The sequence below is a fragment of the Stenotrophomonas sp. YJH_SMC_46 genome (assembly GCF_059370315.1).
On record NZ_JCAFTO010000001.1, the window covers coordinates 244,125 to 268,063 of the forward strand.

A 23,939-nucleotide genomic window follows, 5' to 3' on the forward strand; every position below is an offset into this window, starting at 1 on the left:
TTCATTTTACGCGATCGGCCGCGCCCTCGCGGCTGCCGACGCGGCCGCGCAGCAGGCGCGCGATGATCGCCGCACCCAGCGCCAGCACCGCCGTGATCACCAGCAGCACGATCTGGTAGCCACGGTCATACGCGGCCGCAGCCAGTGCGAACCACTCGCCCTGCCCGCTCTCGCGCGCGGCATGCAGCGCCTGGGTGAAACCCTCGCGGGCAAGCGCGGGCATATCGGCCGAGACCGGCAGGAACGCGCTGTACATTGCGGCACTCAAGCTGCCCAGCATCGCCACCGCCAGCAGGCCACCGAACTCATAGGACACTTCTTCCACCGACGAGGCCATGCCCGCACGGTGCGCCGGCACGTTGTTGAGGATGGCGGTGGACGCCACCGAGATGGCCGAACCCATACCGAAGCCGGTGATGGCCATGCCAGCCACCACCCAACCAAGGCCGTGCAGGAAGCCGAACGCCACCACGCCGACGCCCAGCGCACCTGCGGCCAGGCCACCACAGATCAGCGGGCGCAGGCCAACCCGGTGCAGGATGCTGCCGCCGAGCAGCGCACTGGGCAGGCTGCCCAGTGCCGCCACCGACACCAGCAGGCCCGCCTGCAGCGGCGTGAAACCTGCCACCAGCTGGAAGCGCTGCGTGGTGACCAACTGCAGGCCGGCCATCGCGAACAGGGTGAACACCGCCGACAGCGTGCCGGCCAGGAACGCCGGATTACGGAAGATCGCAAAGTCCAGCAGCGGGTACGGCAGCTGCTGCTGGCGGCGTGCGAACACCGCACCGCTGATGACGGCCAACACCAGCGCGGCTGCGCCCAGCGCATATGAGGGCGGCGTGGCGATCAGCGACTTGATCGCCAGCACCAGGCCGGACAGTGCAGCCAATGCCAGCACTGACGACACCAGGTCCCATGGCCGCGAGGTGTCGCGCTGTCCTTCCGGCGCCAGCAGCAGCGTGGCCACGAACGCGACCACCACCACCGGCACGTTGATCAGGAACACCGAGCCCCACCAGAAGTGCTGCAGCAGCCAGCCGCCAATGATCGGGCCGAGCGCCGCACCGACGATGGCGACCGAACCCCAGATCGCGATGGCGATGTTGCGTTCGCGTTCTTCGTGGAAGCTCAGTCCGATCAACGCCAACGTGGCCGGCATCATCGCTGCGGCACCGATCGCCAGGAATGCACGCGCGGCAATCAGCTGCGTTGCGGTGTCAGCGAACGCCGCTGCCAGCGAGGCGACGCCGAACACCACCAGGCCGATCAGGAACATGCGCCGGTGACCGATGCGGTCGCCCAGCGTGCCCGCACCCAGCAGCAGGCCGGCCATCACCAGCGGATAGGCGTTGATGATCCACAGCGCCTGGCCGGCACTGGCCGAGAGTTCTTCGGTAAGGGTGGGCAGCGCGGTGTAGAGCACGGAGTTGTCGAGCGTGACCAGCAGCAGGCCGGCGGCGACGGTGAACAACAGCGCCCAGCGACGGGCACGCGACAGGGCCGGCGCACCGGCCAAGGGCTGGGACAAAGCCATGGGAGAACCTGATCGGGGGTGGAATACGGCCATAACTATACAGGATGTCCTGTATAGTTATGAAAACAGCGCCACCAATTCAGATTGGGGCCCGGGCAATGTTCATGTTGTCGTGCCCCTCATGCCGGGTCGTGCCCGGTGTCAGGGATCATCACCGGCAATCTTCCGGCAGTGCGGCAATCGCCGATACCACCACCGCCTGCATGCCCTTCCCCACGGCCATGTCCAGTTCCCCGCCAGTTCCCCCATGCTGGCGCCGCAGCTCGTCCTCGCACAGGCCGCGCACCCGCGCACGGGCATTCGCGCGCAGGCTGCTGCACCGCCAGTCGGCGCCACCCAGCGGCAGCACCGAATACACCACGCTGTTGCAGGCGTTGCCGGCACGCTGCTGCAGCGACAGTCCACCAAAATCCCGCGGTTCGCTGCTGCGTTGCGGGTCGAAGTAGCTGTCCGGAAACGTGCGCGCATACTGTTCGATGTCCACGGCCATGCTGCGCCCACCGGCCAACGGCATCTGCAGCGGCTGCCCGCACGGCGTCGCATCGGCGCGGTGCTGGATGTACTGGTAGATCGGCCGGTCCAGCGATGGGTCCTGCTGGGTCACCGCGCTGACTGCCGCCAGCACCGGCAGCGATGCACGATTGGCCATGCGCGCCAGCAGCCCCGCCTGCGCCGGCTGGCAGCGGTCGCGCAATGTTGCTGCGAGCAGGAAGAGCACGTCGTTGCGAAACGCGGGGTCATCACCCAGACGCTGTTCGATACGCTGGCTGGCATCGGACGCCGGTGCCGGAAACGCGACCGCAGGCGGCGCGGTGGGTGCGCGCTGCCGCTGCCACCACACCAGCAGCACCACCGCGCCCAGCAGCACCCCGGTAGCCATGGGCCATCGCCTGCGCATCAGTTGCGGATCGCCGTCAGCGTGGCTGCCGCGGCATCGTAGGACGCGCTGGCGATGTCCGCGTCGAAACGCTTCACCTGCAGGCGGCCGGCAAGCCGGTACGGATCCCACAGATCGCCCAGCGCGATCGGTGTCGCCAGGGTCGCGTGGATGATCTGGTTGGGTGGCGGCGGCGGCACATGGATACACGCGCCGTAGAACGGCACGAACAGCAGTTCATCGACCAGGCCGGCATCGTTGGTGCCGAGCGGCACCACGTAGCCATCCAGATCCACCGCGCGACCGTCGACAGCGTCGACCACGCGCGAGGAGCCGAACTGCTTGGCCCGGTCCGGGCTGGAATGGTCGATCTCCAGCCCCGGTGGCGTGCCCGAGCCGGTGTCGTCGATCAGGCCACCCTCGCCCTCCATGCCATTGCGTGACAGGCCGATCTGCGGGGGTGGGCGCTGGTAGCTCACTTCGTCGGGTCGCAACGCGTCCCAACGGTCGATGGGGGCTTCGGCCGTGGCGGAGGGCGCCGGCTTGTCCTGCGGCCCGACCACCAAGGCATCGCCGCCCGGCGCCGTACAGCCTGCCAACCACAGGCATCCCACCGCCAGCAACAGGTGACTACGGTTCATAGGGCCTCAGCTGTGCGTCACGCATGGTGTAGGCCGAACCGGCCAGATCGTCATCCAAGCGTTCGGCGCGCAGGGTGCCGGCCAGGAAGAACGGTGAGTACATGTCCGGCATCTCGATCGGGCGCGGCAGCACTACGTGCACGATCTGGTTCGGTGGTGGTGGTGGCACGTGGATGCAGGCGCCGTAGTACGGCACGAACAGGAATTCGGTCAGCCGCCCGTCCTGCGCGTTGGCCAGTGGCACCACGTAACCCGGCAGGCGCACCGGCCGCTGCAGGACCGTGTCCACCGTGCGGAAGGTACCGAACTGCGGCATGCGCCGGTTGCCGCTGTGCTCGACCTCCGGGCCCTCGCCCCGCTCCAGCGCGGCCAGCTCGTCCTTGGGCATCATCTGCAACCAGTCCAGCTCCTGCTCCACAGCGCCTGCAGGGTCATCGCGGTCGACGACCGGCGAGGGTGGCAAGGCCTGTACGCCGGTATCCACCGGCCGCTCACAGGCGGCCAGCGCCAGCACCATTGCCACTACCCGCATCCATCGCATGCTCAGCCTCCCGGTGAAAGGCCATCGGCCAAGGTGCGCCGGTAAGCGAGCAACGCCGGGACCAGCCCGGCTACGGCGCTGATCAGCAGCACGCCCGCAGCCCATGCCAGTTCACGGCCATCCGGCCAGACATGGGTGATCGACAGACCGAAGGTGGCCAGTACCCAGCCGCGCCCGGCAATGCTGGCGACCACCAGCAGCGACAGGGCCAGCACGCTGGCCACCGCACTGGTCGCCACCGCTTCCACCACGAGCAGGCCAGCGATGTAGCCCGGTCGCGCACCGGTGGCACGCAGGATGGCCATCTCGCGCCGCCGCTCCTGCAGGGTGGAGACCAGCAGCGCCACCAGCGAGACCATGCCCAGCAGCACCACCATTGCACTGATCAGCTGCAGGGCTCGCTCGGCGGTGCCCAGCGACTGCCACAGCTGCTGTAGGGTCACGCCGGGCAGGATCGCCAGCATCGCCTCGTCCGGATACTCGTTGATCCTGCGCTCTACCGAGAACGTGGAGATGCGCGAGTTCAGGCCGAGCATGAAGGCGGTGATGCTGGTCGGGGTCAGGTCCAGGTGGCGCGCCTGCTCGGCGCTGACGCTCTGGCTGCGCAGCTGCACGCCCGATCGCCAGTCAACATGGATCGCCTCGATGGCCGGCAGCGAGACCAGCAGCGACGAATCCACCGGCGTGCCTGTGCGCTGCAGGATGCCGGCAACGCGGAACGGCTTGTCGGCATGCGTGGCCAGCGTGACCGCGCCGGTGCCGTGCGCCAGCACGATCTCGTCGCCGAGGCCGACCTTCTGCGCGCGAGCCACCTCCGCGCCGATCACCGCGTCATACAGATCATCGAAGGGCCGCCCCTGTGCAAAGGCCAGCGCGTGGCCGGAACCATAACGATAGTGTTCAAAGTAGCCGCCAGTGGTACCCACTACCCGGTAGCCGCGCCAGGAATCGCCCAGCGACAACGGCACCGACCACTTCACCTGCGGCAATGCGGACAGCTCCTGGTAGGACTGCCAGGACACGTTGTTGGTCGGGTCGCCGATATGGAACACCGAATACAGCAGCAGGTTCACCGGTCCCGAACGCGCACCGACGATCAGATCGGTGCCCGATACGGTGCTGGCAAACCCCTCGTGCGCCTGCGTGCGTACACGCTCGACGCCCAGCAGCAGCACCACGCTGAGGGTGATGACCAGCACGGTCAGGCCCACGCTCAACGCGCGGCTGCGCATGCTGGCCCAGGCAAGCTCAAGCATGGCCGGCACCTGCCTGGTTGATCTCGGTCAGTGAAATGGTGCGATCGAACAACGGCTGCAGGCTGTCGTCATGGCTGACCACCAGCACCGTGGTGCCGGCCGCCTGGCACTGCGCGGACATCAGCTGCAGGAAGGCGCTCGCCGCTTCGCGGTCGAGCGCCGAGGTGGGCTCATCGGCCAGCAGCAACGTCGGACGGCCGATCAGGGCGCGCGCTGCCGCCACGCGTTGTTGCTGGCCAACACTGAGCGTACCCGCCCGCCGCTGCATCAGCTCAGGATTGAGCTGCAGGGCCTGCAGCAGGCGGGCGATCTCGGCATCCAGCGGCCCGCTGATGCGTGCGCTGCGCAGGCGCGAGAAGCGCAGGCCCAGCGCGATGTTGTCGCGCACGGTGAGGAACGGCAGCAGATTGAACTGCTGGAAGATCACGCCCAACTGGTCGGCACGGAAACGATCCCGCGCCGCACCCCCCATGTCCTGCAGTGCGTGGCCGGCCACCTCGACACGGCCCTTGCCGGGCAGCAGCACGCCCGCCAGCAGGCCCAGCACGGTGCTTTTGCCGCCACCGCTGATTCCGCGCAGCAACACGCTGCTGCCCTGCTCGACCCACAACCGCGGGATGTCCAGCACCAGCCGCGTGCCGTAGCCGAACTGCACGTCTTCCAGCGAGATCACCGGTGCCGCGCTCACGGTGCCAGCACCACGCGCAGGTTGTCGGGCGTCAGCACACTGCGGTTCTGGCCATTGGCGGTTGCGCTGTTGACGATGACTTCGTGCAGGCCCGGGAAAAGTACGGGCAGGCGCACGACGATGGCGCGCAGCGCGGCAGGTTTGGCACAGTGGTACTGCAGCGTTGCGCTGAAACCTGCGTGCCGGTGCTGTCCCGGCGGCGGCGCGGTGGCCGTCGCGCCGAAGCCCTCCGCATCGGCTTTACTGGTGGCCAGACGGCAGCCCGCAGCGGTGGGCAAGGTGACCCAGTTGCCGCCCTTCAGCAATGACGTCGCCCGTGCCAGCGCGGCCTGCTCGGCTGCATTGGCCGGCGGCCGCTCGTAATCGAGGATGCCGATGCCGGGGGCCTGAAGGGCGAATTCCAGGGTTTGCTGGTCAAGCGCAACATCCACTGTTGCCTGGCCATGCACGTGCGGCGCGTGCTGGCGGATGTCATGGGCCTGTGCGGCGCTGGCAGCCAGCAGCAGGAATAGAACACCAGGAAGCTTCATGGGGGAGTCTCCAATTGTTACTATGTAACATTATGGACCATATCCCCACAACGCCCGCAAGGGCCCTGGCCCAGCCGCCAACTTCGGCACGCTGGCACCCCCGCTTCGATCTTGCCGGTGCCTGGCTGTCCCTGGCCTGCGCCGCCCACTGCATCGCCCTGCCCCTGCTGCTGGCCTTCGTGCCGGCAGCGATGATGGCGCTGCGCTCGTTCCAGCATCCCGGCCATGGCGCGATGACATTGCTGCTGATGATGTCGCGCTGGGAGTGGCTGTTCGCGCTGCTGGCCTCCTCGCTGGCCTTGGCGAGCACCTCGGCCGGGGTGCACCGGCACGGGCGCTGGCAGCCCCTGCGGCTGGCCTGCGCCGGCGCCATCCTGCTGCTGTCGGCCTCTCTGTATCTGCCGCTGAAGGAATCGCTGCTCTGGCATGGCGTAGTGACACCCAGTGGTGGCGCGCTGCTGGCGTTCGCTCACATCGGCAATCGGCGCGCGCTGCGCAACCGCTAACACCGACCGCAGGTCGGTTGGAACACGCCATCCACGCATGGCGTGGATCTACCGATGCGCTCGACGCAGCCAACGGTAGTGCCGGGCCGCTGGCCGGCAGCTGCGGTGATCCGGCAGGTGGGGAAAGCCGGCCAGCGCCCGGCTCTACCCTTCTCTATTCGTCGAACGGTCGCTGTCCCAGCGTCTGCGTCACGTGGTCGACGAAACAGGTGATGCGCGCGGCCAGCGCGGTGTTGCGGTAGTACACCGCATTGATCGGCTGCCGCACCTCCTGCGTCTGCTTGGCGAACAGCTGCACCAGGCGGCCCTCACGCCGATCCTGGCGGGTCAGGAAATCAGACAGGCAGGCGATGCCCAGCCCGGCCACCGCCATCTGCCGCAGTGTCTCGCCACTGGATGAAGCGATCGCCGGCGCGATCACGAAAGGCCCACCATCGGCATCGTGCAGCGGCCATTCGTTCAACGAACTGGGCTGGGTGAAGCCCAGCAGGTCGTGCTCGCGCAACTGCTCCACGCGCGTTGGCGTGCCGCGGCGGCGCAGGTACTCGGGGCTGGCCACCACGCGGATGCGGCTGTGGCCGATCGGCCGCGCATGCAGGGTCGAGTCGCGCAACACACCGATGCGGAACGCCACGTCGGTGCGCTTCTCGATCAAGTCGGTGATGCCCTCGTTGGAATTCAGCTCCAGCTCGACCTGCGGGTAGCGCTCGCGGAAGCCCTCCAGCAACGGCACGATCACGTGCAGCATGAACGGCGTGGCGGCGTCCACGCGCAGGCGCCCGACCGGCTGCAGCCGCCGCGCGGCCATCTGGTCCTCGGCCTCGTCCACCGTGGCCAGGATCGTGCGCGCGTACTCCAGGAACGCCGCGCCTTCCTCGGTCAGCTCCAGCCGCCGCGTGGTCCGCCGCAGCAGCGTGGTCTGCAGCTTGTCTTCCAGCCGCGCCAGGGTGCGGCTGGTGGCGGAGATGGTCAGCTCCAGCGCCTCGGCCGCCGCCGTGATCGAACCACTGTCGACCACGGCCACGAAGGCCTTCAGCTCATCCAGGTTGGTTTTCATTTTTTACCTCGGCGCAAAAGCGTTTCCCGTATACACAGCTTAATCAACAAATGTAAAGCGCCCACACTTCGCCCTGTCCCGAGCCCACCGGCTCTCAACGAAGTCCCTGGAGTCCATCATGAGCCTTCCTTCCTTTGGCGTCGGCACCTTCCGCCTGACCGACCAGACCGTCATCGACTCGGTGCGCAACGCCCTTGAGGTCGGCTACCGTGCGATCGATACCGCGCAGATCTATGGCAACGAAGCCGAAGTCGGCCAGGCCATCGCCGAATCCGGCGTCCCACGCGACCAGCTGTTCCTGACCACCAAGATCTGGGTGGACAACTACGCCGCCGACAAGCTGATCCCGAGCCTGCGCGACAGCCTGGCCAAGCTGCGCACCGACTATGTCGACCTGCTGCTGATCCACTGGCCGGCGCCGGGCAATGGCGTTGAACTGCGCGAATACATGACCGCGCTGGCCGACGCCAAGACGCTGGGCCTGACCCGCCAGATCGGTGTGTCCAACTTCAACATCGAGCTGACCCGGCAGGCCATCGAGGTGGTCGGTGCCGGCGAGATCGCCACCAACCAGATCGAACTGAGCCCCTACCTGCAGAACCCGGCACTGACCACCTTCCTGCAGGACCAGGGCATCACCGTGACCTCCTACATGACCCTGGCCTACGGCAAGGTGCTGAAGGATCCGGTGCTGGCCGCCATCGCCGGCAAGCACCAGGCCACCGTGGCCCAGGTTGCGCTGGCGTGGGCGCTGCAGCGGGGTTACTCGGTCATCCCGTCCTCGACCAAGCGCGAGAACCTGGCCAGCAACCTGCTCGCCCAGGACCTGCGCCTGGATGCCGATGACATGGCCGCGATCGCCGCGCTTGACCGCAACGGCCGCGAAGTCGATCCGCTGGGCCTGGCCCCGGCCTGGGACTGAGGAGCCTCGCCATGGGCAGTGCGTTGGCGCGGCTGCAGGCCGGTGGTTTCAGCATCGGCATCGAAGCACCGCTGGACAATGACTGGACGCCGCTGGGCGAACAGGCACGACGCGCCGCGCGACGCCTGCCCGGCGAACCGGACCTGCAGCGCCATGCAGAACTGGCACGCTTGGCCGACCGCCTCGGCTTCCGTGCGCTGTGGGTGCGCGACGTGCCGGTTTACGACCCGGCCTTCGGCGATGCGGCGCAGGTGTTCGAGGTATTCAGTTACCTCGGCTACCTGGCTGGCATCACCAAAGACATCCTGCTGGGTACTGGTGCGGTGGTGCTGCCGATCCGCGAGCCGTTGCTGACCCTGAAGTCGGCGCGCAGCGTGCAGCGGCTCAGCGGTGACCGCCTGCTGCTGGGCGTGGCCAGTGGCGACCGCCCGGTGGAGTACCCGCTGTTCGGCCGCGATTTCGACACGCGGGGCAGCCGCTTCCGCGAGCAGATCGCATTGCTGCGCGAAGGCGCCGCCGCGCACCTGCCGCAGGGCTTGGACGTGCTGCCTGCGGTTGGCCCGGCCCTGCCGTTGTTCGTGGCCGGCCTGGCCCAGCAGCAACCGGCGTGGATCGGCCAGCACATGGATGGCTGCCTGGCCTACCCGGGCACGCCACAGGACCATGCGCAACGCGTGGCGGCCTGGCGCGCCGTGGCCGGCAACAAGCCGTATGCCAGCTTCATCCACCTGGACCTGGTGGCCGATGCCGATGCCCCGCTGCAGCGCTGGCGCTTTGGGCTGCGCGGCGGCCGCAACGCCGTGCTGGCCGAGCTGCACGCCATGCAGGCGGCCGGTGTCGACCACATCGGCCTGCAGTTCCGCCGCAACGAACGGCCGTTGGCCGAGACCTTCCACGAGATCGCCGAGTACGTGCTGCCGCACTTCCCGGCCCATGCCGACGCCACTGCGCCGCATGCCCCGCTTGCCGCCCCCGCGACGGCCTGACAGTTATCGGAGCTTTGCCATGAAGATCAAGACCCTGGCCGCGCTTGCGCTGGCCACCCTGCCGCTGTCCTTCCAGGCCACCGCCGAGGAGTGGCATCCCTCTGCCTACGGCGCCAACGACGAGATCGGCGCGGCCAACCTGCTGACCGCGGACGTGGTCAAGCACGCGGTATCGCTGGTCAGGACCGGCAAGACCTATCCGCTGGCGGTGCCGGTGGACAAGAACCTGCCCGCGTTCCGCCACCGCAGCTTCCGCCTGTACAACGTGCAGGTCGGCCAGCAGGCAGGCAAGTCGCTGGGCCCCAACAGGTTCACCTTCAACGATGAACTGGTGAACGCCTGGACCGGCGTTGGCACCCAGCTCAACGGCATCGGCAATATCGGCATCGACAACGTCTACTACAACGGCAACAAGGCTGCCGACTTCGTCACCGTGGACGGCGTGCGCAAGCTCGGCGTCGAGAAGGTGCCGCCGATGGTCACCCGCGGCGTCGTGCTGGACATGAGCGCGTACTACGGCAAGGCGATCGTGCCCGGCGGCACCGAGTTCACCGTGGCCGACATCCAGGCCGTGCTGAAGAAGCAGGGCCTGAGCCTGCGCAAGGGCGACGTGGTGCTGTTCAACACCGGCTGGCTGGAACTGATCGGCAAGGACGACAAACAGTTCCTGGAAGTGGAACCGGGCATTGGCATGGAGGCGGCGAAGTGGCTGGCCGACCAGGGCATCGTCGCCTTCGGTGGCGACACCTGGGCCTCGGAGGTCTACCCGAACCCGAACGGTGCCGAGGAGTTCCCGATCAACCAGTACATGCTGGCCAAGCGCGGCATCTACAACCTGGAGCTGATCGACAGCCGTGCGCTGGTGCGCGACAAGGCCTGGGAATTCCTGTTCGTGCTCGGCCAGCCGCTGTACGTCGGCTCGACCCAGGTCAACATCAACCCGGTGGCGATCCGATGAACGCCGCCTCCGCCCTGCCATTGTTCGCCGGCCGTCGCTTCCGCGTCCGCTATGACGGCCTGGCTGCCGACAATGTCTACAGCGCCGATGGCCGCCACGTGCAGTACGCCATCATCTCCGGCACCTATGCCGGTGCGCAGGGCGAAGCCGCCTGCGAGTGGCAGCAGATCAGCGAAGGGGTCTATGTCATTTCGTGGCAGGAAGCCGATGGCGCAACGGTCGTGCATGTCGATGACTTCGTGGGCGGGCATTCGCTGGCCTGGTTCACCGCCACCGATGGCAGTTTCCATCGCATGCAGGGGCCACTGCACGCGCTGTGATGCCGGCCAGCGGCCGGCACTACCTTGTTAGTGGGCCGCACATTACAGATCGGTAATGTGCGGGTCAGGGCAGCGAAAGGCGCTGCCCTCCACTCTTGGGGCCACTTCTGCCACAGGCGTTCCGCGCATGATCCGTCCCCTGCTCCGCCCCGCCTCCCTTGCTCTTCTCCTGTCCGGTCTGGCGGTTGCGCCGCTGGCGCTGGCCCATCCCAGTCTGGTGCGTTCGACGCCGGCCGCCGACGCCACCGTAGCCCCGGCGACCGAGATCACGCTGCAGTTCAGTGAGAAGGTGATGCCGCGTGCCACCCGCATCGAACTGAGCATGAACCATGGCCGCATGAAGATGGCCATGCCTACCGTCGCGCAGGACGTTTCCGAAGATGGCCACACGCTACGCGCGCGTTTCGCCAAGTCGCTGCCCGCCGGCAGCTACGCACTGCAATGGCGCGCGGTCGGTCAGGACAGTCATCCGATGACCGGCAGCTACCGCTTCACCGTGAAGTAAGGCTGCCGCCATGGCCGAGCTCTCGCCGTATGTGCTGCGGCTGGCGCTGTACCTGGTACTGATGCTGCTGTTCGGGCGGCTGCTGTTCGTCCGCCCCGGGCTGCCACGCGGCATCTCGCTGGCGCTCGCCGTGGTTGCGCTGATCCTGGTCGTCATCGATGCCGTGAACCGGTTGTCGGGCGTGCTCGGCATCCCGGCAGCCGATATCGACCCAGCAACGGCGCACTGGTTCCTCACCGGTACGCCGGTGGGTAAGGCAGGGCTGCTGCGCATCCTGGCCCTGCTGGCAATGCTGCCGCTGCTGGCAGTCAATCGCCCGGTGCAGGGCCTGCGCCGTCTGGCGTTGCTGATACTCACGGCGGTACCTCTGGCCAGCCTCGCCCGGAATGGTCACGCCGCCGCCGGTGATGGATTCGGCGGCACCTTGCGGCTGGTGGCCGGCATCGTGCACCTGCTGGCCGCCGGTGCCTGGGTCGGCGCGATCGCCGCCATCCTGCAGCTGGCGCTGCGTCCACAGGGCCGGCGCCTGCACGAACGTACCCGCGAACTGTGGCAGGCCGCGCACAGCTTCGCCGTGCCGGGCACGATCATCGTCGCCCTGCTGGCGATGACCGGCACCTACACCTATGTCGATCTCGGCGGTTCCATACAGACCCTGACCGGCGCCGCGCATGGGCGTTGGCTGCTGCTCAAGCTGGCGCTGGTGGGCGGCATGCTGGGGCTTGCCGCGCTGCATCGCTGGCGGCTGGTACCAGCGCTGGCCAGCTCCATCCGCGGCGGCTGGCAACCCAGGCCGCTGCGCTCACTTCGCCACAGCCTGGCCTGCGAATCGGTGCTGGCGGTATTGGTGCTGGCCTGCGTCGCGGTGCTCGGAATGCTGGACCCATTGGCATGACTCATCCGTTCCAGCACGGGCCCAAGCTGCGATGATGGGCACACCATGAAACTGCTGATCGTCGAAGACGAACCCAAGACCGGCAACTACCTGCGCCAGGGTCTGATCGAGGCCGGCTACGTGGTCGATCTCGTCTGCAACGGCGTCGACGGGCTGCATCTGGCCGGCAGCGGCGAGTACCAGCTGGTCATCCTCGACGTGATGCTGCCCGGCCTGGATGGCTGGAACGTGCTGTCGCGACTGCGCGAGGCCGGATGGCAGGTGCCGGTGCTGTTCCTCACCGCGCGCAGCAGCATCGCCGACCGCGTTCAGGGCCTGGAGCTGGGCGCCGACGATTACCTGGCCAAGCCGTTCGCCTTCGCCGAACTGCTGGCGCGCGTGCGTACCCTGCTGCGCCGCGGCCAGGCATTGCCGCAGGCCGAGCGCATCGTCATCGCCGACCTGGTGGTGGATACCCTGCGCCGCCGGGTCGAACGCGGCGGCCAGCGCATCGCCCTCAGCCAGAAGGAATACACCCTGCTGGAACTGCTGGCGCGCCGACGCGGTGAAGTGCTGCCGCGCTCGTTGATCGCCTCGCAGGTATGGGACATGAACTTCGACAGCGACACCAACGTGATCGACGTGGCGATCCGCCGCCTGCGCGCGAAGATCGACGATGACTTCGACGCCAAGCTGATCGTCACCGTGCGCGGCATGGGCTATGTGCTGGAGGCGCCGGACGACGGTGCATTGCACAGCGGATGAGCCTGCGTCGCTCCATCGCGGTACGGCTGACGCTGCTGTTCGCCATCGTGGCTACGCTGGTGCTGGCCGCATTGGGCGTGGCGATCTATGTCAGCGCCCGCCACGACCTGGTGGCCCAGGACTTCAGCGAACTGGAGAACAAGGTTGCGTTGATCCGTGACCTGGCCGGCAACGGACCTGCGTCCGCACGCGGGCAGCGCTTGGCGGACGCACTGGGCCACCATCCGGATATCGCCTTCCACATTGTAGATGGGAGCGGCGCAGTGCTCTTCTCGACCGCAACGGCACTGCTGCGCGAGCATGCACGCAGCCAGCCGATCGACGCCGCGCCACGGCGGCACGACTGGATCCTCGCCGATGGTCGCTGCATGCATGCCCTGCACCTGCGCCAGACCCTGGCCGACGGCAGCGAGCTGGTCACCCTGCTGGCCATCGATGACGACCGCCACGCCGATTTCCTGCAGCGCTTCCGCCATCTGCTGGCGATCGCCATCATCGGCGCCGCCGCGGCCAGCAGCCTGCTCGGCGGCTACGTGGTGCGGCGCACGCTGCGGCCGCTGCGCACGCTGGCCGATGAGGCCCGGCAGATCACCGCCGGCCGGCTCCAGCGCCGACTGAGTGCACGCAGCGCACCGGCCGAACTGGAGCAGCTGGCGCAGACGCTCAACGGCATGCTGGCGCGCCTGCAGCAGAACTTCGCGCGGCTGACCGAGTTCTCCGGTGATCTCGCCCATGAACTGCGCACACCGATCACCAACATGCTGACCCAGGTGCAGGTGGTGCTTGCGCACCCGCGCAGCAATGAGGCCTATCGCGAGACGCTGGCGTCCTGCGCCGAGGAACTGCAGCAGCTGGCGCAGACCGTGGGTGACCTGCTGTACCTGGCGCAGGCCGAAGCGCCGGGTGCACTGCCCTCGCGCGAGCCAGTGGCGCTGGATGCGGTAGTGGATTCGCTGCTGGAGTTCTACGAGCTTCTAGCCGAGGACCGACAGTTGACCCTGCGCCGCGAAGGTGTGGCGAGCGTGGAAGGCAACCGCTTGATGCTGCACCGAGCGATTGCCAACCTGCTGTCCAACGCGTTGAAGTACGCAGCCGTGGGCAGCGAAGTGCGGGTGCGGCTGGTCGAGGCCGATGGCGTGTGCAGGGTCAGCGTGCACAACCTTGGCACGCCGATCGCCAGCGAGGCGCTGCCGCGCCTGTTCGATCGTTTCTACCGCGGCGAGCGTGGCCGCCAAGAAGGTGCCGGACTGGGCCTGGCAATCACACGCGCGATCGCACAGGCGCACGGCGGCAGCGTGAGTGTTGTCTCGGATGACACCGGCACCCTGTTCGAGCTGGTGCTGCCGAGCACCTCAGCCCGGTAGTCCCGGCTGCTGGCCGGCAACCCCGGTCTGATCAAACACCCCGGCCACCCAGTCGATGAACACCCGCAAGCGCGGCGACGGCGTGCGGTTGCGCGGGTAGACCAGGCTCAACGGGCTTGGGGTCGGCGGCGCGTCCGGCAACAGCTCCACCAGCTGCCCGCGCGCGATATACGGGTCCATCCGGTAGCGCGGCGCTTGGATGATGCCCAGGCCCGCCAGCGCGGCGCCGAGGAACGCATCCGCACCGGACACACGCACCCGCGCCGGCAGCGGCACGTAGCGTACCTGCCCGCCCTGCTGGAACTCCAGCGGAATCAGCTGGCCGGTGGCGCTGGAGCGATAGCCGACCATCTGGTGGCCGTCCTGCAGGGCATCGATGCTGCCCGGCGCGCCCCTGACCTGCAAATAGCTTGGCGAGGCCACCGTCACCTCGCGCAGCATCGTCAACCGGCGCGCCGCCAGATCGCTATCGGCCAGCGTCCCCACCCGCAACGCCGCATCCACGCCTTCACGCAGCAGGTCGACATAGCGGTCACCCTCGCTGATGTCCAGTTCGATCTCCGGGTAGCGCTGCAGGAATTCCGGCAGGTGCGGAAACAGCAGGTGCCGGCCCAGCGTGCCATGCACTTCGATACGCAGCGGGCCGCGTGGCGGCGCGTCACGGAACGCGGCCTCGGCATCGTCCATGTCGGCGATCAGGCGCAGGCAACGGCCATAGAAAGCCTCGCCTTCCAGCGTCGGCACCACCAGCCGCGTGGTCCGGTGCAGCAGGCGCACGCCCAGCCGCTGTTCCAGCGCCTTGATCGCATCGGTCACCGTGGCCCGCGGCAGGTCCAGGTCCTCGGAGGCCCGGGTGAAGCTGCGGCGCTCGACGATACGGACGAAGGCGCGCATGGCCGTGAAGCGGTCCATTGTTCGGCTACCCGAATGATGTTGGCGGATTATGCATGATTATCCGGGCGGGAGAGATGACGAAGATGGCCCTGCGCCATTCCGGCGCGCTGTGCTGGAACCGACCATGACCCTCTCCCCCGCCCGCACTGTCGCCCTGGTCACCGGCGGCTCCCGTGGCATCGGCGCCGCCATCTCCCGCCGGCTCGCCGCCGATGGCCACGCGGTCGCGATCAACTATGCGGGCCGCCGCGACGACGCCGAAGCCTTGGCGGCCGAACTCAACGCAGCCGGCGCGCAGGCGATCGCGCTGCAGGCCGATGTCGCCGATCCGCAGGCAGTGCGGCAGCTTTTCGATGCCATCGAGGCGCGTTTCGGCGGCATCGACGTGGTGGTCAACAGCGCCGGCGTGCTGCAGCTGGCGCCGCTCGCCGACACCGACGACGCCCTGTTCGAGCGGGTGATCGGCATCAACCTCAAGGGTGCCTTCAACGTGCTGCGCGAAAGCACACGACGGGTGCGCGACGGTGGCCGGCTGATCACCTTGTCCACCAGCGTGGTCGGCATCAAGCTGGAGAACTACAGCGTGTACGCGGCCAGCAAGGCAGCGGTGGAGACGATGGGCGCCATCCTCAGCAAGGAGCTGCGCGGGCGCAACATCACCGTGAACGCAGTGGCCCCAGGCCCGACCGCTACCGACCTGTTCCTGGACGGCAAGTCACCGGAACTGATCGAGCGGTTGGCGAAGATGAACCCCCTGCAGCGATTGGGTACTCCGGAGGACATCGCCGGTGCGGTGGCGTTCCTGGTTGGTGCCGATGGCGGGTGGATCAACGGCCAGGTGCTGCGCGCCAATGGCGGGATGGTGTAGTCCGCACAGGTGGCATCCACGCATGGCGCGACGCCCTTGTAGAGCCGAGCCCATGCTCGGCTGCTCTTCGCGCAAAGGCCAGAAGCAGCCGAGGATGGGCTCGGCTCTACAGGTAGGTCAGGCGATGCGCGCCTCGCGGCGGCGATGCACCCAGTAGTACAACGTGGGCAGTACCAGCAGGGTCAGCAGCATCGCCGACAGCAGGCCGCCGATCACCACCACCGCCAGCGGCTTCTGGGTCTCGGCACCGATCGCATGCGAGGTGGCCATCGGCAGCAGGCCGAACATCGCCAGCAGTGCGGTCATCAGCACCGTGCGCAGGCGCTGCAGCGAGCCCTGTACCACCGACTGCAGCAGGTCCATGCCCTGCTCGCGCAGCTGCGCGAAGCGACTGAGCATCACCACCCCGTTCAGCACCGCCTGCCCGAACAATGCAATGAAGCCGATCGCCGCCGACACCGACAGTGGAATCCCAGTCAACCACAGGGCGAGGATGCCGCCGATCATCGCCAGTGGCACGTTGGCCAGGATCAGTGCGGCGCTGCTGACGTCCTTGAAGGCATCGAACAGCAGTACGAAGATGATCAGCACCGACAGCGGGATCACCCATCCCAGACGCTTCATCGCACGTTGCTGGTTCTCGAACTCGCCGGACCACTCCAGCCGGTAGCCTTCCGGCAGCTGCACGCTGGCCTCCACGCGCTTGCGCATGTCGGCCACCACACTGCCCATGTCACGCCCGGCGATGAAGATGCTCACCGCCTTTACCCGCTGTGCGTTCTCGCGCGAGATGTTGATCGCGCCGCTGGCCATGCGGAAGTCGGCCACGTCGGCCAGCGTCACGGTGTGGCCATCGCCGATGCCCACCGGCACCGTGCGCAGCCGCTGCAGGTCGCGGTCGGCGTCGTCCAGGCGCAGCGTGATCGGGAACCTGCGGTCGCCCTCCCACAGTTCACCGACCTGGCGCCCGCCCAGTGCGGTCTCGATCACTTCGTCGACGTCGCGTACGTTCAGGCCATAGCGCGCGGCGCGGTCGCGGTCGATCTCGATCTGCAGCTGCGGCAATGACCCGTCGCGGTCGATGAAGGCGCTCTCCACGCCCTCCACGCCGCGTACCTGGCCGAGGATCGCCTGCGCCTGCTGGTTCAACACGTCCAGATCCGAGCCGCTGACCTTGATCACCACCTGGCCCTTGATCTGCGAGATGCTCTCCAGGATGTTGTCGCGCACCGGCTGCGAAATCGAGAACTCGGGGCCCGGAATGCGCTGCTCCAGCGTGCGCTGCAGGTCGCTCACCAGCTGTCGCTTGTCCACGCCTTTCGGCCATTCCTTCTCCGGCTTCAACGCCACCAGCGCCTCGATCTGGTTGGCGCCCTTGGCATCGGAGCCGTCTTCCGGGCGTCCCAGCTTGGCCACCACCGTCGATACCTGCGGGAACGTGCCGACCAGTTCGCGGATGCGCCGCGACTGCTGCTGCGCTTCGGCCAGGCTGGTGCTGGGGTCTAGCGTGGCGGTCAGCCAGATCGAGCCTTCGTCCAGCTCGGGCAGGAACTCCGATCCCAGGCGGGTGCCCAGCGCCAGCGTGCCCACCAGCAGCGCGACTGCGGTCAGTACCACCGCACGCGGGCGGGCCAGTGCGCGCTCCAGGACCGGCCGGTACCAGCCGGTCAGGCGGTCCATCAGCGGATTGCCGTCGCGCATGCGGTCGCGCCGCAGCCACCAGTAGCAGAACAACGGCACCACGGCCAGCGCCAGGATCAGCGCGCCGATCAATGCCGAGGTCACCGAGTACGCCATCGGCGCGAACATGCGGCCTTCCTGGCGCTGCAGGGTGAAGATCGGGATATGCGCCGCGATGATGATCAGCATCGAGAAGAACGTCGGCCGGCCCACTTCCGATGCAGCTGAAAGAACGGTCGAGAACCGTGTCTTACGATCGGCCGCAGGGGGCAGCTTCGACAATCGCGAGACGATGTGCTCGGTCACGATCACCGCGCCATCGATGATGATGCCGAAGTCCATCGCACCCAGCGACAGCAGGTTGGCCGGCACACCCCACAGATGCAGGCCGAGGAAGGTCGACAGCAGGGCCAGCGGCATCATCGCAGCAACGATCAGCGCGGCCCGGGCGTTGTACAGGAACAGCCACAGCACCAGGAACACCAGCACCGCGCCTTCCAGCAGGTTGCGGAAGACCGTCTTCAGCGTGGTCGTGACCAGCCACGAGCGGTCGTAGAACGGCTCGATGCTGACGCCGGCCGGCAACTGGTTGGCCTCGATCTCCGCGATGCGCGCATGCAGGGCGTCGAGCACGTCGGACGGGTTCTCGCCCTTGCGCATCAGCACCATGCCGAACACTGCATCGTCGTTGTCGTCCTGGCCGACCAGGCCCTGGCGCGGCAGGCCGGTGTCGGCGATGCCGGCCAGGTCGCGCACCAGGATAGGCGTGCCCCCGCGCTGCGCCACCACCACATTGCCAATGTCCGCCGGCGAACGCATCAGGCCCACGCCACGGATCAGGAACTGCTGCTGCCCACGCTCCACGTAGCCGCCGCCCGCATTCGAGCTGCCCTTCTCCAGCGCCTCGGCGAACTCACCGAGGCTGATGCCACGGTCACGCAGCTTGTCCAGGTCCGGCTTGACCTGGAAGGTGCGCGCGAAGCCACCGAAGCTGATCACATCGGCCACGCCCGGCACGGTGCGCAGGCTGCGTTCCATTGTCCATTCCTGCACGGTGCGCAGCTGGGTCGGCGTCATGTGCGGGCCTTTCAGCACATAGCGGTAGATCTCACCTACCGCCGAGCTCATCGCCTCCAGTTCCGGCGTTACCCCTTCCGGCAGTTCCACGCCCTGCAGGCGTTCCAGCACCTGCTGGCGCGCGAAGTAGTCATCGGCCTTGTCGTCGAAGGTCAGGATGATCATCGACAGGCCGAACTGCGTATGCGAGAACGCCCGCACCGAATGCGGGATGCCGGACAGCGCCACTTCCAGTGGCATCGTCACCTCGCGCTCGACCTCTTCGGCGGCACGGCCCGGGTGCAGCGACACCACGGTCACCTGGGTGTCGGATACATCCGGGAAGGCTTCCACCGGCAGTACGCGGAACGCGGCAATGCCAGCACCCATGAACAGCAGCAGTGCCAGCATCACCATCAATGGCTGGCGCAGGCAGTAGGCAATCAGGCGATCGATCATGGGGCGGCGTGCCCCGTGCCGGTGCTGGCGGCGGCCGGTGCGCTGTCCGCCAGCTGCTGCAGCAGCAGGCCGCCTTCTACCACCACCCTGGCGCCTGCGGCCAGGCCCTCACGCACCCACAGCCGGCCATCGCCCAGCTCCTCGGCATGCACGGCGCGGCGCACGAAGCGGCCCTTGCCCTCCTCCACGAACACCACCTGCTTGCCGTCGATCAACAACACGGCCGCATAGGGCAGCGAGACACCGCCCTCGGCCGGCAACGCCACCTGGGCGCGCACGTACTGCCCCGCCTTGAAACCGCGTGCGCGGTTGTCCAGCTCGGCGCGCGCCTGCACCACGCGGCGTTCGCTGTCGACGAAGTCATCAACGTGCTGCAGGGTCGCCTGCAGCGGCTGTCCATCGGCCCCGGGCACGCTCACCTGCATGCCCGCCTTCAAACGTCCGGCCAGGCCCTCCGGTACATCCAGCTGCAGCCACAGGCGGTCCGGATCGCCAATCACCGCCAATGGCCGTTCGCTGTCGGGGCTGACCGCCATGCCCGGGCTCATCCGCCGCTCCACCAGCACGCCATCGATCGGCGCGCGCAACGGCAGGCGCTGATCGACGTGCTGGCCATTGCCATAGGCCTTGGCGAAGGCGGTCGCACGCGCGTGATCGGCCTGGCTGCCGGCGAAATTGGCCTCGGCCTCGTCCAGTTCGCGGCCCGACGCCACACCTGCCGCATGCAACTCGCGGGTGCGCTCCAGCTCCTTGCGCGCCTGCTGCAGCTGGGCACGGCCGCGCACGCCCTCCGCCTGGGCCTGGCCGAATTCGGGCGAAGTGATCCAGGCGATCACCTGGCCCGCCTTCACTTTCTGCCCCGGCTGTGCCTCGATACGCGCCACCTGCCCCGCCAACGGCGTACGCAGCGCGCTGGAGCGCGTCTCGTCCCAGACCACCCGGCCCGGCAGCTGCAGGCTGGCGCTGGCGCCGGCGGTGACCGCCTCGCTGCGTAGCACGTCCAGCTGGCGGCTACCGGCAGGAAACTGGATCTGGCCAGCACTGACCTTCGGCGCGTCCTCGGTATACGACGCCGGTTCGCGGCCGCAGCCGCCCAGCAGGGCCAGCGCCAGCAAGGCCGGCAGCACGGCCTGTCGCGCCTGCGGTCGATAAGCGACGGTGGACTTCATCGGGACTCTCCTTCAGCCACGGATGTGGCCGCTTCCCAGCGCGCCAGGGCAATGGCATGGTCGGCACGCGCTTCAATCAACGCGGCCTCGAACTCGCGCCAGCTGCGGCGCGCATCCAGCAGATCGGTCAGGCTGGCGGCGCCGCGGCGGTAGGCCAGCTCGATGCCCTGCACCGCCCTGCGTGCGGCGTCGGACTGCAGTCCTTCGTAGTCGCTGCGGCGCTGCGCGGCGGACTGCGCGCTGGCCTGCAACTGGTCCAGTTCGGCACGCGCTTCGCGCTGCAGCACCTGCAGCTCCAGCGCGGCATTGTCACGGTCGGCTTCGGCACGCTGGATCGCGCCGCGTGCACGTGACGGGCCGCCGAGCGGTATGGTCAATGACACACCCCAGGTGACGCCGCTGATGTCAGCCGGCTCGCGCTCGGCCTCCACACCCAGCTGGATGTCGCGGTGGCGCTCACTGCGCGCCAGTGCCACACCGGCGTCGGCCGCGGCCAGGCGCGAACGTGCCGCGCGCAGATCGGCACGCTGCTGCGGATCGAACGCACGCACGCTGGCCACGCTGCTGGCCTCCGGCCACGGATCATCGGCGCTGAGGTCATGGCTGTCGTCGCGGCCGAGCAGCAGCCCCAGCGCATGCCGTGCATCGCGCAGATCCAGGGCCGCCTCGCGCGCCGCATCGGCCACCGCCAGGTCGTCCACTGCCAGCCGCGCGCGATCCACCGGCGCCATCGCCCCGGTGGCCACCTGCTTGTCCGCCGCCGCCATCTGTTCGGCCGAACTCTGGCGGTTGGCCTCGGCAATCTGCGCCCGCTCCTGGGCGCCCTTCAGGCCGAAATAGGTTTCATGCAGCGCCACCTGCTGGCGGCGCCGCGCATCGAGCATCTCCAGCCCCGCAACTTCCAGCAGTGCATCGGCCTGGCGGATACGCAACGCACGCTTGCCACCGCGCTCCCAGGTCCAGCCCAGGCCCAGCGTGCTGTCCACCCGCTTGTCCTGCCAGCGTCCGGAGCCGATGCCATGCTTGGGGCTGATCTTGCTGGTGCCGATCGACAACTCGGTGGCGGGGCGCAACGCCGCCGTCTGCACATCGCCCTGCACGCCGCGCAGCGCCAGTGCCGCCGCACGCAGGTCCGGGTTGTGTGCTTCCATGGCGCGCTGCGCTTCCTGCAGGGACAGCGCCGAAGCGGTGGGCGCGCACAGAAGAGTGGCCAGCACGGCCGCAAAACGAGGGGAGAAATTCATGCACGTCACGGTAAGGTGATGCACTTGCGCCAAACTTGCCCCAACCTTGCACGAAGCTTGCAATGCGAATCCTGCTGATCGAAGACGACGCCGCGCTGGCCGATGGACTGATCCGCGCCCTGCAGGGCGCCGGCCATCTGTGCGACCACCTCTCGCGTGGGCTGCACGCGCCGGCGGCACTGGCCAGCGCACCGTATGACGTGATGGTGCTGGACCTTTCATTGCCTGACGTCGATGGCCTGGACCTGCTCTCACGCCTGCGCAACGACGGCGTCACCCTGCCGGTGCTGATCCTGACCGCACGCGATGGTGTGGAGGACCGCATCCTCGGCCTCGACCGCGGTGGCGACGACTACCTGGCCAAGCCCTTCGCCCTGGGAGAACTGGAGGCGCGCCTGCGTGCGCTGTCGCGCCGCCGCAGCGATGCACCGGCGCAGAAGCGGCTGGGCCGGTTGTGCTTCGACAGCGTCCGCAATGAAGTGCAGGTGGACGGTCAGCGCATCGAGCTGACCGCGCGCGAGCTGTCGCTGGTCGAGGCACTGATGCAGCATCCCGGCCGCACGGTTACCAAGCAGCGCCTGTTCGACGCGCTGTACAGCTGGGACCACGAGGCCAACCTGTCGGTGATCGAAGTGCATGTCAGCCGCCTGCGCCGCAAACTGGAACAGACCCACGCCGGCGTCGGCATCCGCATGCTGCGTGGGCTTGGATACCGGTTGGAGGCCGTGGGTGACTGAGCGCGTGCACAGCCTGCGTGGCCTGCTGCTGAGACGCCTGTGGCTGCCACTGCTGGTACTGCTGTTGTGCAGCGCAGTGGGTTCATTCGCCTTGGCGCGCTTCTACGCCGGCCAGGTCTACGACCGCTGGCTGCTGGATTCGGCGATGTCGTTGTCCGAGCTGGTGACGGTGCAGGACGGCCGCGCGTCCATCGAGATCACCCCGGCGGTGTCGCGCATGTTCACCTGGGACACCGCCGACGAAGTGCATGGCGAGGTGGTCGACGCCGCGGGTGGGCGCCTGTATGGCGACCTGCCCGAGGCATTGCCACGCCCGTCGATGTCCGCCGGCAGCGACGACCCGGTCTACTATGATGCGCGGCTGCGTGGGCAGGCCGTGCGCATGGTCGAAGTGGTGGTCAGCGCCGGGCCGGGTCATGACATCCGGCTGCGCGTGGCCGAGACACTGCGCAAGCGGCACCGGCTGGAGCGCAAGCTGCTGCTGACCAGCGTTCCGTTCCAGGCTGCGATCCTGGCACTGGCGGCATGGCTGGCCTGGTCCGGTACAGGCGCTGCCGCACGCCATGCCAACCTGGTTGCGCGGAAGCTGGCCAGCCCGCGGCCGGATCCATTGGCGCCGCTGGATCCGGCGCAGGAAGCTCCGCGCGAACTGTGGCCGGCGGTGGAGGCCTACAACGCGCTGCTGCAGCGCCTGGACGCGATGCAGGATGCACAGCGGCGCTTCGTCAGCAATGCCGCGCACCAGCTGCGCACGCCGCTGGCAGCGATGCAGGTGGAGCTTGAGAGTTCATTGCGCCAGCACGATCCGCACGCCCAGCAACTGGCGCTGTCCGGCACGCTGGCCGGGCTGGCGCGGCTGCAGCACCTGGTCAACCAGCTGCTGATGCTCAGCCGATCGGAAGATCCACAGGGCAGCGCACTGCCGCTGCAGCCGCTGGATCTGGCCGCGTTGGCACGGGGCGTGGTCGAGCGCTACGCCGACCGTGCATTGGCGGCGGGCGTGGACCTGGGTTACGACGGACCCGACGATGGCGTGCAGGTACAAGGCGATCCGCAGCTGTTGCGCGAGGCACTGGGCAACCTGCTGGACAACGCGCTGCGCTACGGCGCCGTGCCCGGCGTGATCACCCTGGGACTACAGCGGGATGCCGAGGGCGTGCAGGTGTGGGTGGACGATGACGGTACAGGCATCGCCGAAGCCGAACGCGCGCGCGTCACGGAACGCTTCTACCGGGCGAGCAGCGAGGGCGACGGCTGCGGGCTGGGGCTGGCGATCGTGGCCGAGATCGCGCAGCGGCATGGCGCGACCTTGATGATTGATACCGCCCCGATCGGCGGTGCGCGGGTGGGGTTGCGGTTCCGATGAGCGCTGTTGAACCGCCCTTGTAGAGCCGAGCCCATGCTCGGCTGCTCCTGGCACGATGCCTGGGCCGAGCATGGGCTCGGCTCTACAGGTTCCTGGTCACCCGTGAAGCGTGCCGACCAAGGTCGGCACCTACCGAGTGCGC

At 68.1% G+C, this 23,939-nt stretch carries 24 protein-coding genes; 12 read left to right on the forward strand and 12 right to left on the reverse strand.

All coding sequences use genetic code 11. The features are described 5' to 3' along the window. Position 1: 1 nt before the first annotated feature. The 7 genes from AC5P8C_RS01170 to AC5P8C_RS01200 all read right to left on the reverse strand — a co-directional run bounded on the left by AC5P8C_RS01170 (position 2) and on the right by AC5P8C_RS01200 (position 6,067). Positions 2–1,534: an MFS transporter gene (locus AC5P8C_RS01170; protein ID WP_019659819.1), complete on the reverse strand. Its 1,533-nt coding sequence runs from the start codon at positions 1,532–1,534 to the stop codon at positions 2–4. A 151-nt stretch (positions 1,535–1,685) separates the two neighbouring features. Then, on the reverse strand, positions 1,686–2,432 hold the full coding sequence (locus AC5P8C_RS01175; protein ID WP_329760876.1) for a hypothetical protein: 747 nt from the start codon (positions 2,430–2,432) through the stop codon (positions 1,686–1,688). Next, positions 2,432–3,052, reverse strand: coding sequence for a DUF3299 domain-containing protein (locus tag AC5P8C_RS01180; protein ID WP_019659821.1), 621 nt, complete (start codon positions 3,050–3,052; stop codon positions 2,432–2,434). Before AC5P8C_RS01180 ends, AC5P8C_RS01175 begins: the two co-directional genes overlap by 1 nt. Further along, entirely contained in the window at positions 3,042–3,593 is a 552-nt protein-coding gene (locus AC5P8C_RS01185) for a DUF3299 domain-containing protein (RefSeq protein ID WP_019659822.1), read from the reverse strand. Before AC5P8C_RS01185 ends, AC5P8C_RS01180 begins: the two co-directional genes overlap by 11 nt. A gap of 2 nt (positions 3,594–3,595) precedes the next feature. Continuing rightward, entirely contained in the window at positions 3,596–4,849 is a 1,254-nt protein-coding gene (locus AC5P8C_RS01190) for an ABC transporter permease (RefSeq protein ID WP_495218249.1), read from the reverse strand. Further along, complete coding sequence (locus tag AC5P8C_RS01195) at positions 4,842–5,537, reverse strand: ATP-binding cassette domain-containing protein (protein WP_495218250.1); 696 nt, start codon at positions 5,535–5,537, stop codon at positions 4,842–4,844. The genes AC5P8C_RS01190 and AC5P8C_RS01195 overlap by 8 nt, the downstream gene beginning before the upstream one ends. Next, a complete protein-coding gene (locus tag AC5P8C_RS01200; RefSeq protein WP_495218251.1) occupies positions 5,534–6,067 on the reverse strand; it encodes a ZrgA family zinc uptake protein in 534 nt (177 codons plus the stop codon). Before AC5P8C_RS01200 ends, AC5P8C_RS01195 begins: the two co-directional genes overlap by 4 nt. Positions 6,068–6,099: 32 nt before the next feature. On the opposite strand from AC5P8C_RS01200, the gene AC5P8C_RS01205 reads away from it, so the two are divergent. Then, positions 6,100–6,573, forward strand: a complete 474-nt coding sequence (locus AC5P8C_RS01205; RefSeq protein WP_197597234.1) for a MerC domain-containing protein — start codon at positions 6,100–6,102, stop codon at positions 6,571–6,573. Positions 6,574–6,727: 154 nt separating this feature from the next. On the opposite strand, the gene AC5P8C_RS01210 is transcribed toward AC5P8C_RS01205, so the two are convergent. Next, a complete protein-coding gene (locus AC5P8C_RS01210; RefSeq protein ID WP_495218252.1) occupies positions 6,728–7,630 on the reverse strand; it encodes a LysR substrate-binding domain-containing protein in 903 nt (300 codons plus the stop codon). Positions 7,631–7,748: 118 nt separating this feature from the next. Between AC5P8C_RS01210 and dkgB the strand changes: the two genes are divergently transcribed. The 8 genes from dkgB (at position 7,749) to AC5P8C_RS01250 (ending at position 14,324) form a co-directional block, all read left to right on the forward strand. Next, positions 7,749–8,552: a 2,5-didehydrogluconate reductase DkgB gene (dkgB, locus tag AC5P8C_RS01215; protein WP_495218253.1), complete on the forward strand. Its 804-nt coding sequence runs from the start codon at positions 7,749–7,751 to the stop codon at positions 8,550–8,552. A gap of 11 nt (positions 8,553–8,563) precedes the next feature. Beyond that, positions 8,564–9,538: a TIGR03571 family LLM class oxidoreductase gene (locus tag AC5P8C_RS01220; RefSeq protein ID WP_495218254.1), complete on the forward strand. Its 975-nt coding sequence runs from the start codon at positions 8,564–8,566 to the stop codon at positions 9,536–9,538. Between the two features lie 19 nt (positions 9,539–9,557). Then, positions 9,558–10,496 carry a cyclase family protein gene (locus AC5P8C_RS01225; RefSeq protein ID WP_495218255.1) on the forward strand — a complete coding sequence of 313 codons (939 nt, stop codon included), beginning with the start codon at positions 9,558–9,560 and terminating at the stop codon, positions 10,494–10,496. Beyond that, positions 10,493–10,816 (forward strand): MoaF-related domain-containing protein, encoded by a 324-nt coding sequence (locus AC5P8C_RS01230; protein WP_010485417.1) that lies wholly within the window; start codon positions 10,493–10,495, stop codon positions 10,814–10,816. Before AC5P8C_RS01225 ends, AC5P8C_RS01230 begins: the two co-directional genes overlap by 4 nt. Before the next feature lie 127 nt (positions 10,817–10,943). Next, complete coding sequence (gene copC / locus AC5P8C_RS01235; protein WP_495218256.1) at positions 10,944–11,321, forward strand: copper homeostasis periplasmic binding protein CopC; 378 nt, start codon at positions 10,944–10,946, stop codon at positions 11,319–11,321. A 10-nt stretch (positions 11,322–11,331) separates the two neighbouring features. Further along, positions 11,332–12,216: a copper homeostasis membrane protein CopD gene (gene copD / locus AC5P8C_RS01240; protein WP_495218257.1), complete on the forward strand. Its 885-nt coding sequence runs from the start codon at positions 11,332–11,334 to the stop codon at positions 12,214–12,216. 45 nt (positions 12,217–12,261) lie between these two features. Next, on the forward strand, positions 12,262–12,960 hold the full coding sequence (locus AC5P8C_RS01245; RefSeq protein ID WP_049455139.1) for a heavy metal response regulator transcription factor: 699 nt from the start codon (positions 12,262–12,264) through the stop codon (positions 12,958–12,960). Continuing rightward, positions 12,957–14,324: a heavy metal sensor histidine kinase gene (locus AC5P8C_RS01250; protein ID WP_495218258.1), complete on the forward strand. Its 1,368-nt coding sequence runs from the start codon at positions 12,957–12,959 to the stop codon at positions 14,322–14,324. The genes AC5P8C_RS01245 and AC5P8C_RS01250 overlap by 4 nt, the downstream gene beginning before the upstream one ends. On the opposite strand, the gene AC5P8C_RS01255 is transcribed toward AC5P8C_RS01250, so the two are convergent. Then, on the reverse strand, positions 14,313–15,236 hold the full coding sequence (locus AC5P8C_RS01255) for a LysR family transcriptional regulator (protein ID WP_392420875.1): 924 nt from the start codon (positions 15,234–15,236) through the stop codon (positions 14,313–14,315). The two genes, AC5P8C_RS01250 and AC5P8C_RS01255, sit on opposite strands and share 12 nt — an antisense overlap. 106 nt (positions 15,237–15,342) lie before the next feature. Here AC5P8C_RS01255 and AC5P8C_RS01260 point away from each other — a divergent pair, with 106 nt between their 5' ends. Further along, positions 15,343–16,086, forward strand: a complete 744-nt coding sequence (locus tag AC5P8C_RS01260; RefSeq protein WP_019337203.1) for an SDR family oxidoreductase — start codon at positions 15,343–15,345, stop codon at positions 16,084–16,086. A gap of 117 nt (positions 16,087–16,203) precedes the next feature. On the opposite strand, the gene AC5P8C_RS01265 is transcribed toward AC5P8C_RS01260, so the two are convergent. Genes AC5P8C_RS01265 through AC5P8C_RS01275 form a run of 3 tightly spaced genes read right to left on the reverse strand, consistent with a single transcriptional unit; the run spans position 16,204 to position 21,694 of the window. After that, the gene (locus tag AC5P8C_RS01265) at positions 16,204–19,281 is read right to left on the reverse strand and encodes an efflux RND transporter permease subunit (protein WP_019659834.1); all 3,078 of its coding nucleotides are present in this window, start codon (positions 19,279–19,281) and stop codon (positions 16,204–16,206) included. Then, on the reverse strand, positions 19,278–20,450 hold the full coding sequence (locus AC5P8C_RS01270) for an efflux RND transporter periplasmic adaptor subunit (RefSeq protein ID WP_495218259.1): 1,173 nt from the start codon (positions 20,448–20,450) through the stop codon (positions 19,278–19,280). The genes AC5P8C_RS01265 and AC5P8C_RS01270 overlap by 4 nt, the downstream gene beginning before the upstream one ends. Further along, positions 20,447–21,694 (reverse strand): TolC family protein, encoded by a 1,248-nt coding sequence (locus tag AC5P8C_RS01275; RefSeq protein WP_495218260.1) that lies wholly within the window; start codon positions 21,692–21,694, stop codon positions 20,447–20,449. The genes AC5P8C_RS01270 and AC5P8C_RS01275 overlap by 4 nt, the downstream gene beginning before the upstream one ends. Before the next feature lie 62 nt (positions 21,695–21,756). Here AC5P8C_RS01275 and AC5P8C_RS01280 point away from each other — a divergent pair, with 62 nt between their 5' ends. Both AC5P8C_RS01280 and AC5P8C_RS01285 read left to right on the forward strand, forming a co-directional pair. Further along, the gene (locus tag AC5P8C_RS01280; RefSeq protein WP_019659837.1) at positions 21,757–22,431 is read left to right on the forward strand and encodes a response regulator; all 675 of its coding nucleotides are present in this window, start codon (positions 21,757–21,759) and stop codon (positions 22,429–22,431) included. Next, entirely contained in the window at positions 22,424–23,797 is a 1,374-nt protein-coding gene (locus AC5P8C_RS01285; RefSeq protein ID WP_019659838.1) for a sensor histidine kinase, read from the forward strand. The genes AC5P8C_RS01280 and AC5P8C_RS01285 overlap by 8 nt, the downstream gene beginning before the upstream one ends. Positions 23,798–23,939 lie beyond the last annotated feature (142 nt).

Bases quoted from the DNA above. Each gene is read 5' to 3' on its own strand.
- AC5P8C_RS01170 (WP_019659819.1), bottom strand. From the start codon at position 1,534: ATGGCTTTGTCCCAGCCCTTGGCCGGTGCGCCGGCCCTGTCGCGTGCC.
- AC5P8C_RS01175 (WP_329760876.1), bottom strand. From the start codon at position 2,432: ATGCGCAGGCGATGGCCCATGGCTACCGGGGTGCTGCTGGGCGCGGTG.
- AC5P8C_RS01180 (WP_019659821.1), bottom strand. From the start codon at position 3,052: ATGAACCGTAGTCACCTGTTGCTGGCGGTGGGATGCCTGTGGTTGGCA.
- AC5P8C_RS01185 (WP_019659822.1), bottom strand. From the start codon at position 3,593: ATGCGATGGATGCGGGTAGTGGCAATGGTGCTGGCGCTGGCCGCCTGT.
- AC5P8C_RS01190 (WP_495218249.1), bottom strand. From the start codon at position 4,849: ATGCTTGAGCTTGCCTGGGCCAGCATGCGCAGCCGCGCGTTGAGCGTG.
- AC5P8C_RS01200 (WP_495218251.1), bottom strand. From the start codon at position 6,067: ATGAAGCTTCCTGGTGTTCTATTCCTGCTGCTGGCTGCCAGCGCCGCA.
- AC5P8C_RS01205 (WP_197597234.1), top strand. From the start codon at position 6,100: ATGGACCATATCCCCACAACGCCCGCAAGGGCCCTGGCCCAGCCGCCA.
- AC5P8C_RS01210 (WP_495218252.1), bottom strand. From the start codon at position 7,630: ATGAAAACCAACCTGGATGAGCTGAAGGCCTTCGTGGCCGTGGTCGAC.
- dkgB (WP_495218253.1), top strand. From the start codon at position 7,749: ATGAGCCTTCCTTCCTTTGGCGTCGGCACCTTCCGCCTGACCGACCAG.
- AC5P8C_RS01220 (WP_495218254.1), top strand. From the start codon at position 8,564: ATGGGCAGTGCGTTGGCGCGGCTGCAGGCCGGTGGTTTCAGCATCGGC.
- AC5P8C_RS01225 (WP_495218255.1), top strand. From the start codon at position 9,558: ATGAAGATCAAGACCCTGGCCGCGCTTGCGCTGGCCACCCTGCCGCTG.
- AC5P8C_RS01230 (WP_010485417.1), top strand. From the start codon at position 10,493: ATGAACGCCGCCTCCGCCCTGCCATTGTTCGCCGGCCGTCGCTTCCGC.
- copC (WP_495218256.1), top strand. From the start codon at position 10,944: ATGATCCGTCCCCTGCTCCGCCCCGCCTCCCTTGCTCTTCTCCTGTCC.
- copD (WP_495218257.1), top strand. From the start codon at position 11,332: ATGGCCGAGCTCTCGCCGTATGTGCTGCGGCTGGCGCTGTACCTGGTA.
- AC5P8C_RS01245 (WP_049455139.1), top strand. From the start codon at position 12,262: ATGAAACTGCTGATCGTCGAAGACGAACCCAAGACCGGCAACTACCTG.
- AC5P8C_RS01250 (WP_495218258.1), top strand. From the start codon at position 12,957: ATGAGCCTGCGTCGCTCCATCGCGGTACGGCTGACGCTGCTGTTCGCC.
- AC5P8C_RS01255 (WP_392420875.1), bottom strand. From the start codon at position 15,236: ATGGACCGCTTCACGGCCATGCGCGCCTTCGTCCGTATCGTCGAGCGC.
- AC5P8C_RS01260 (WP_019337203.1), top strand. From the start codon at position 15,343: ATGACCCTCTCCCCCGCCCGCACTGTCGCCCTGGTCACCGGCGGCTCC.
- AC5P8C_RS01265 (WP_019659834.1), bottom strand. From the start codon at position 19,281: ATGATCGATCGCCTGATTGCCTACTGCCTGCGCCAGCCATTGATGGTG.
- AC5P8C_RS01270 (WP_495218259.1), bottom strand. From the start codon at position 20,450: ATGAAGTCCACCGTCGCTTATCGACCGCAGGCGCGACAGGCCGTGCTG.
- AC5P8C_RS01275 (WP_495218260.1), bottom strand. From the start codon at position 21,694: ATGAATTTCTCCCCTCGTTTTGCGGCCGTGCTGGCCACTCTTCTGTGC.
- AC5P8C_RS01280 (WP_019659837.1), top strand. From the start codon at position 21,757: ATGCGAATCCTGCTGATCGAAGACGACGCCGCGCTGGCCGATGGACTG.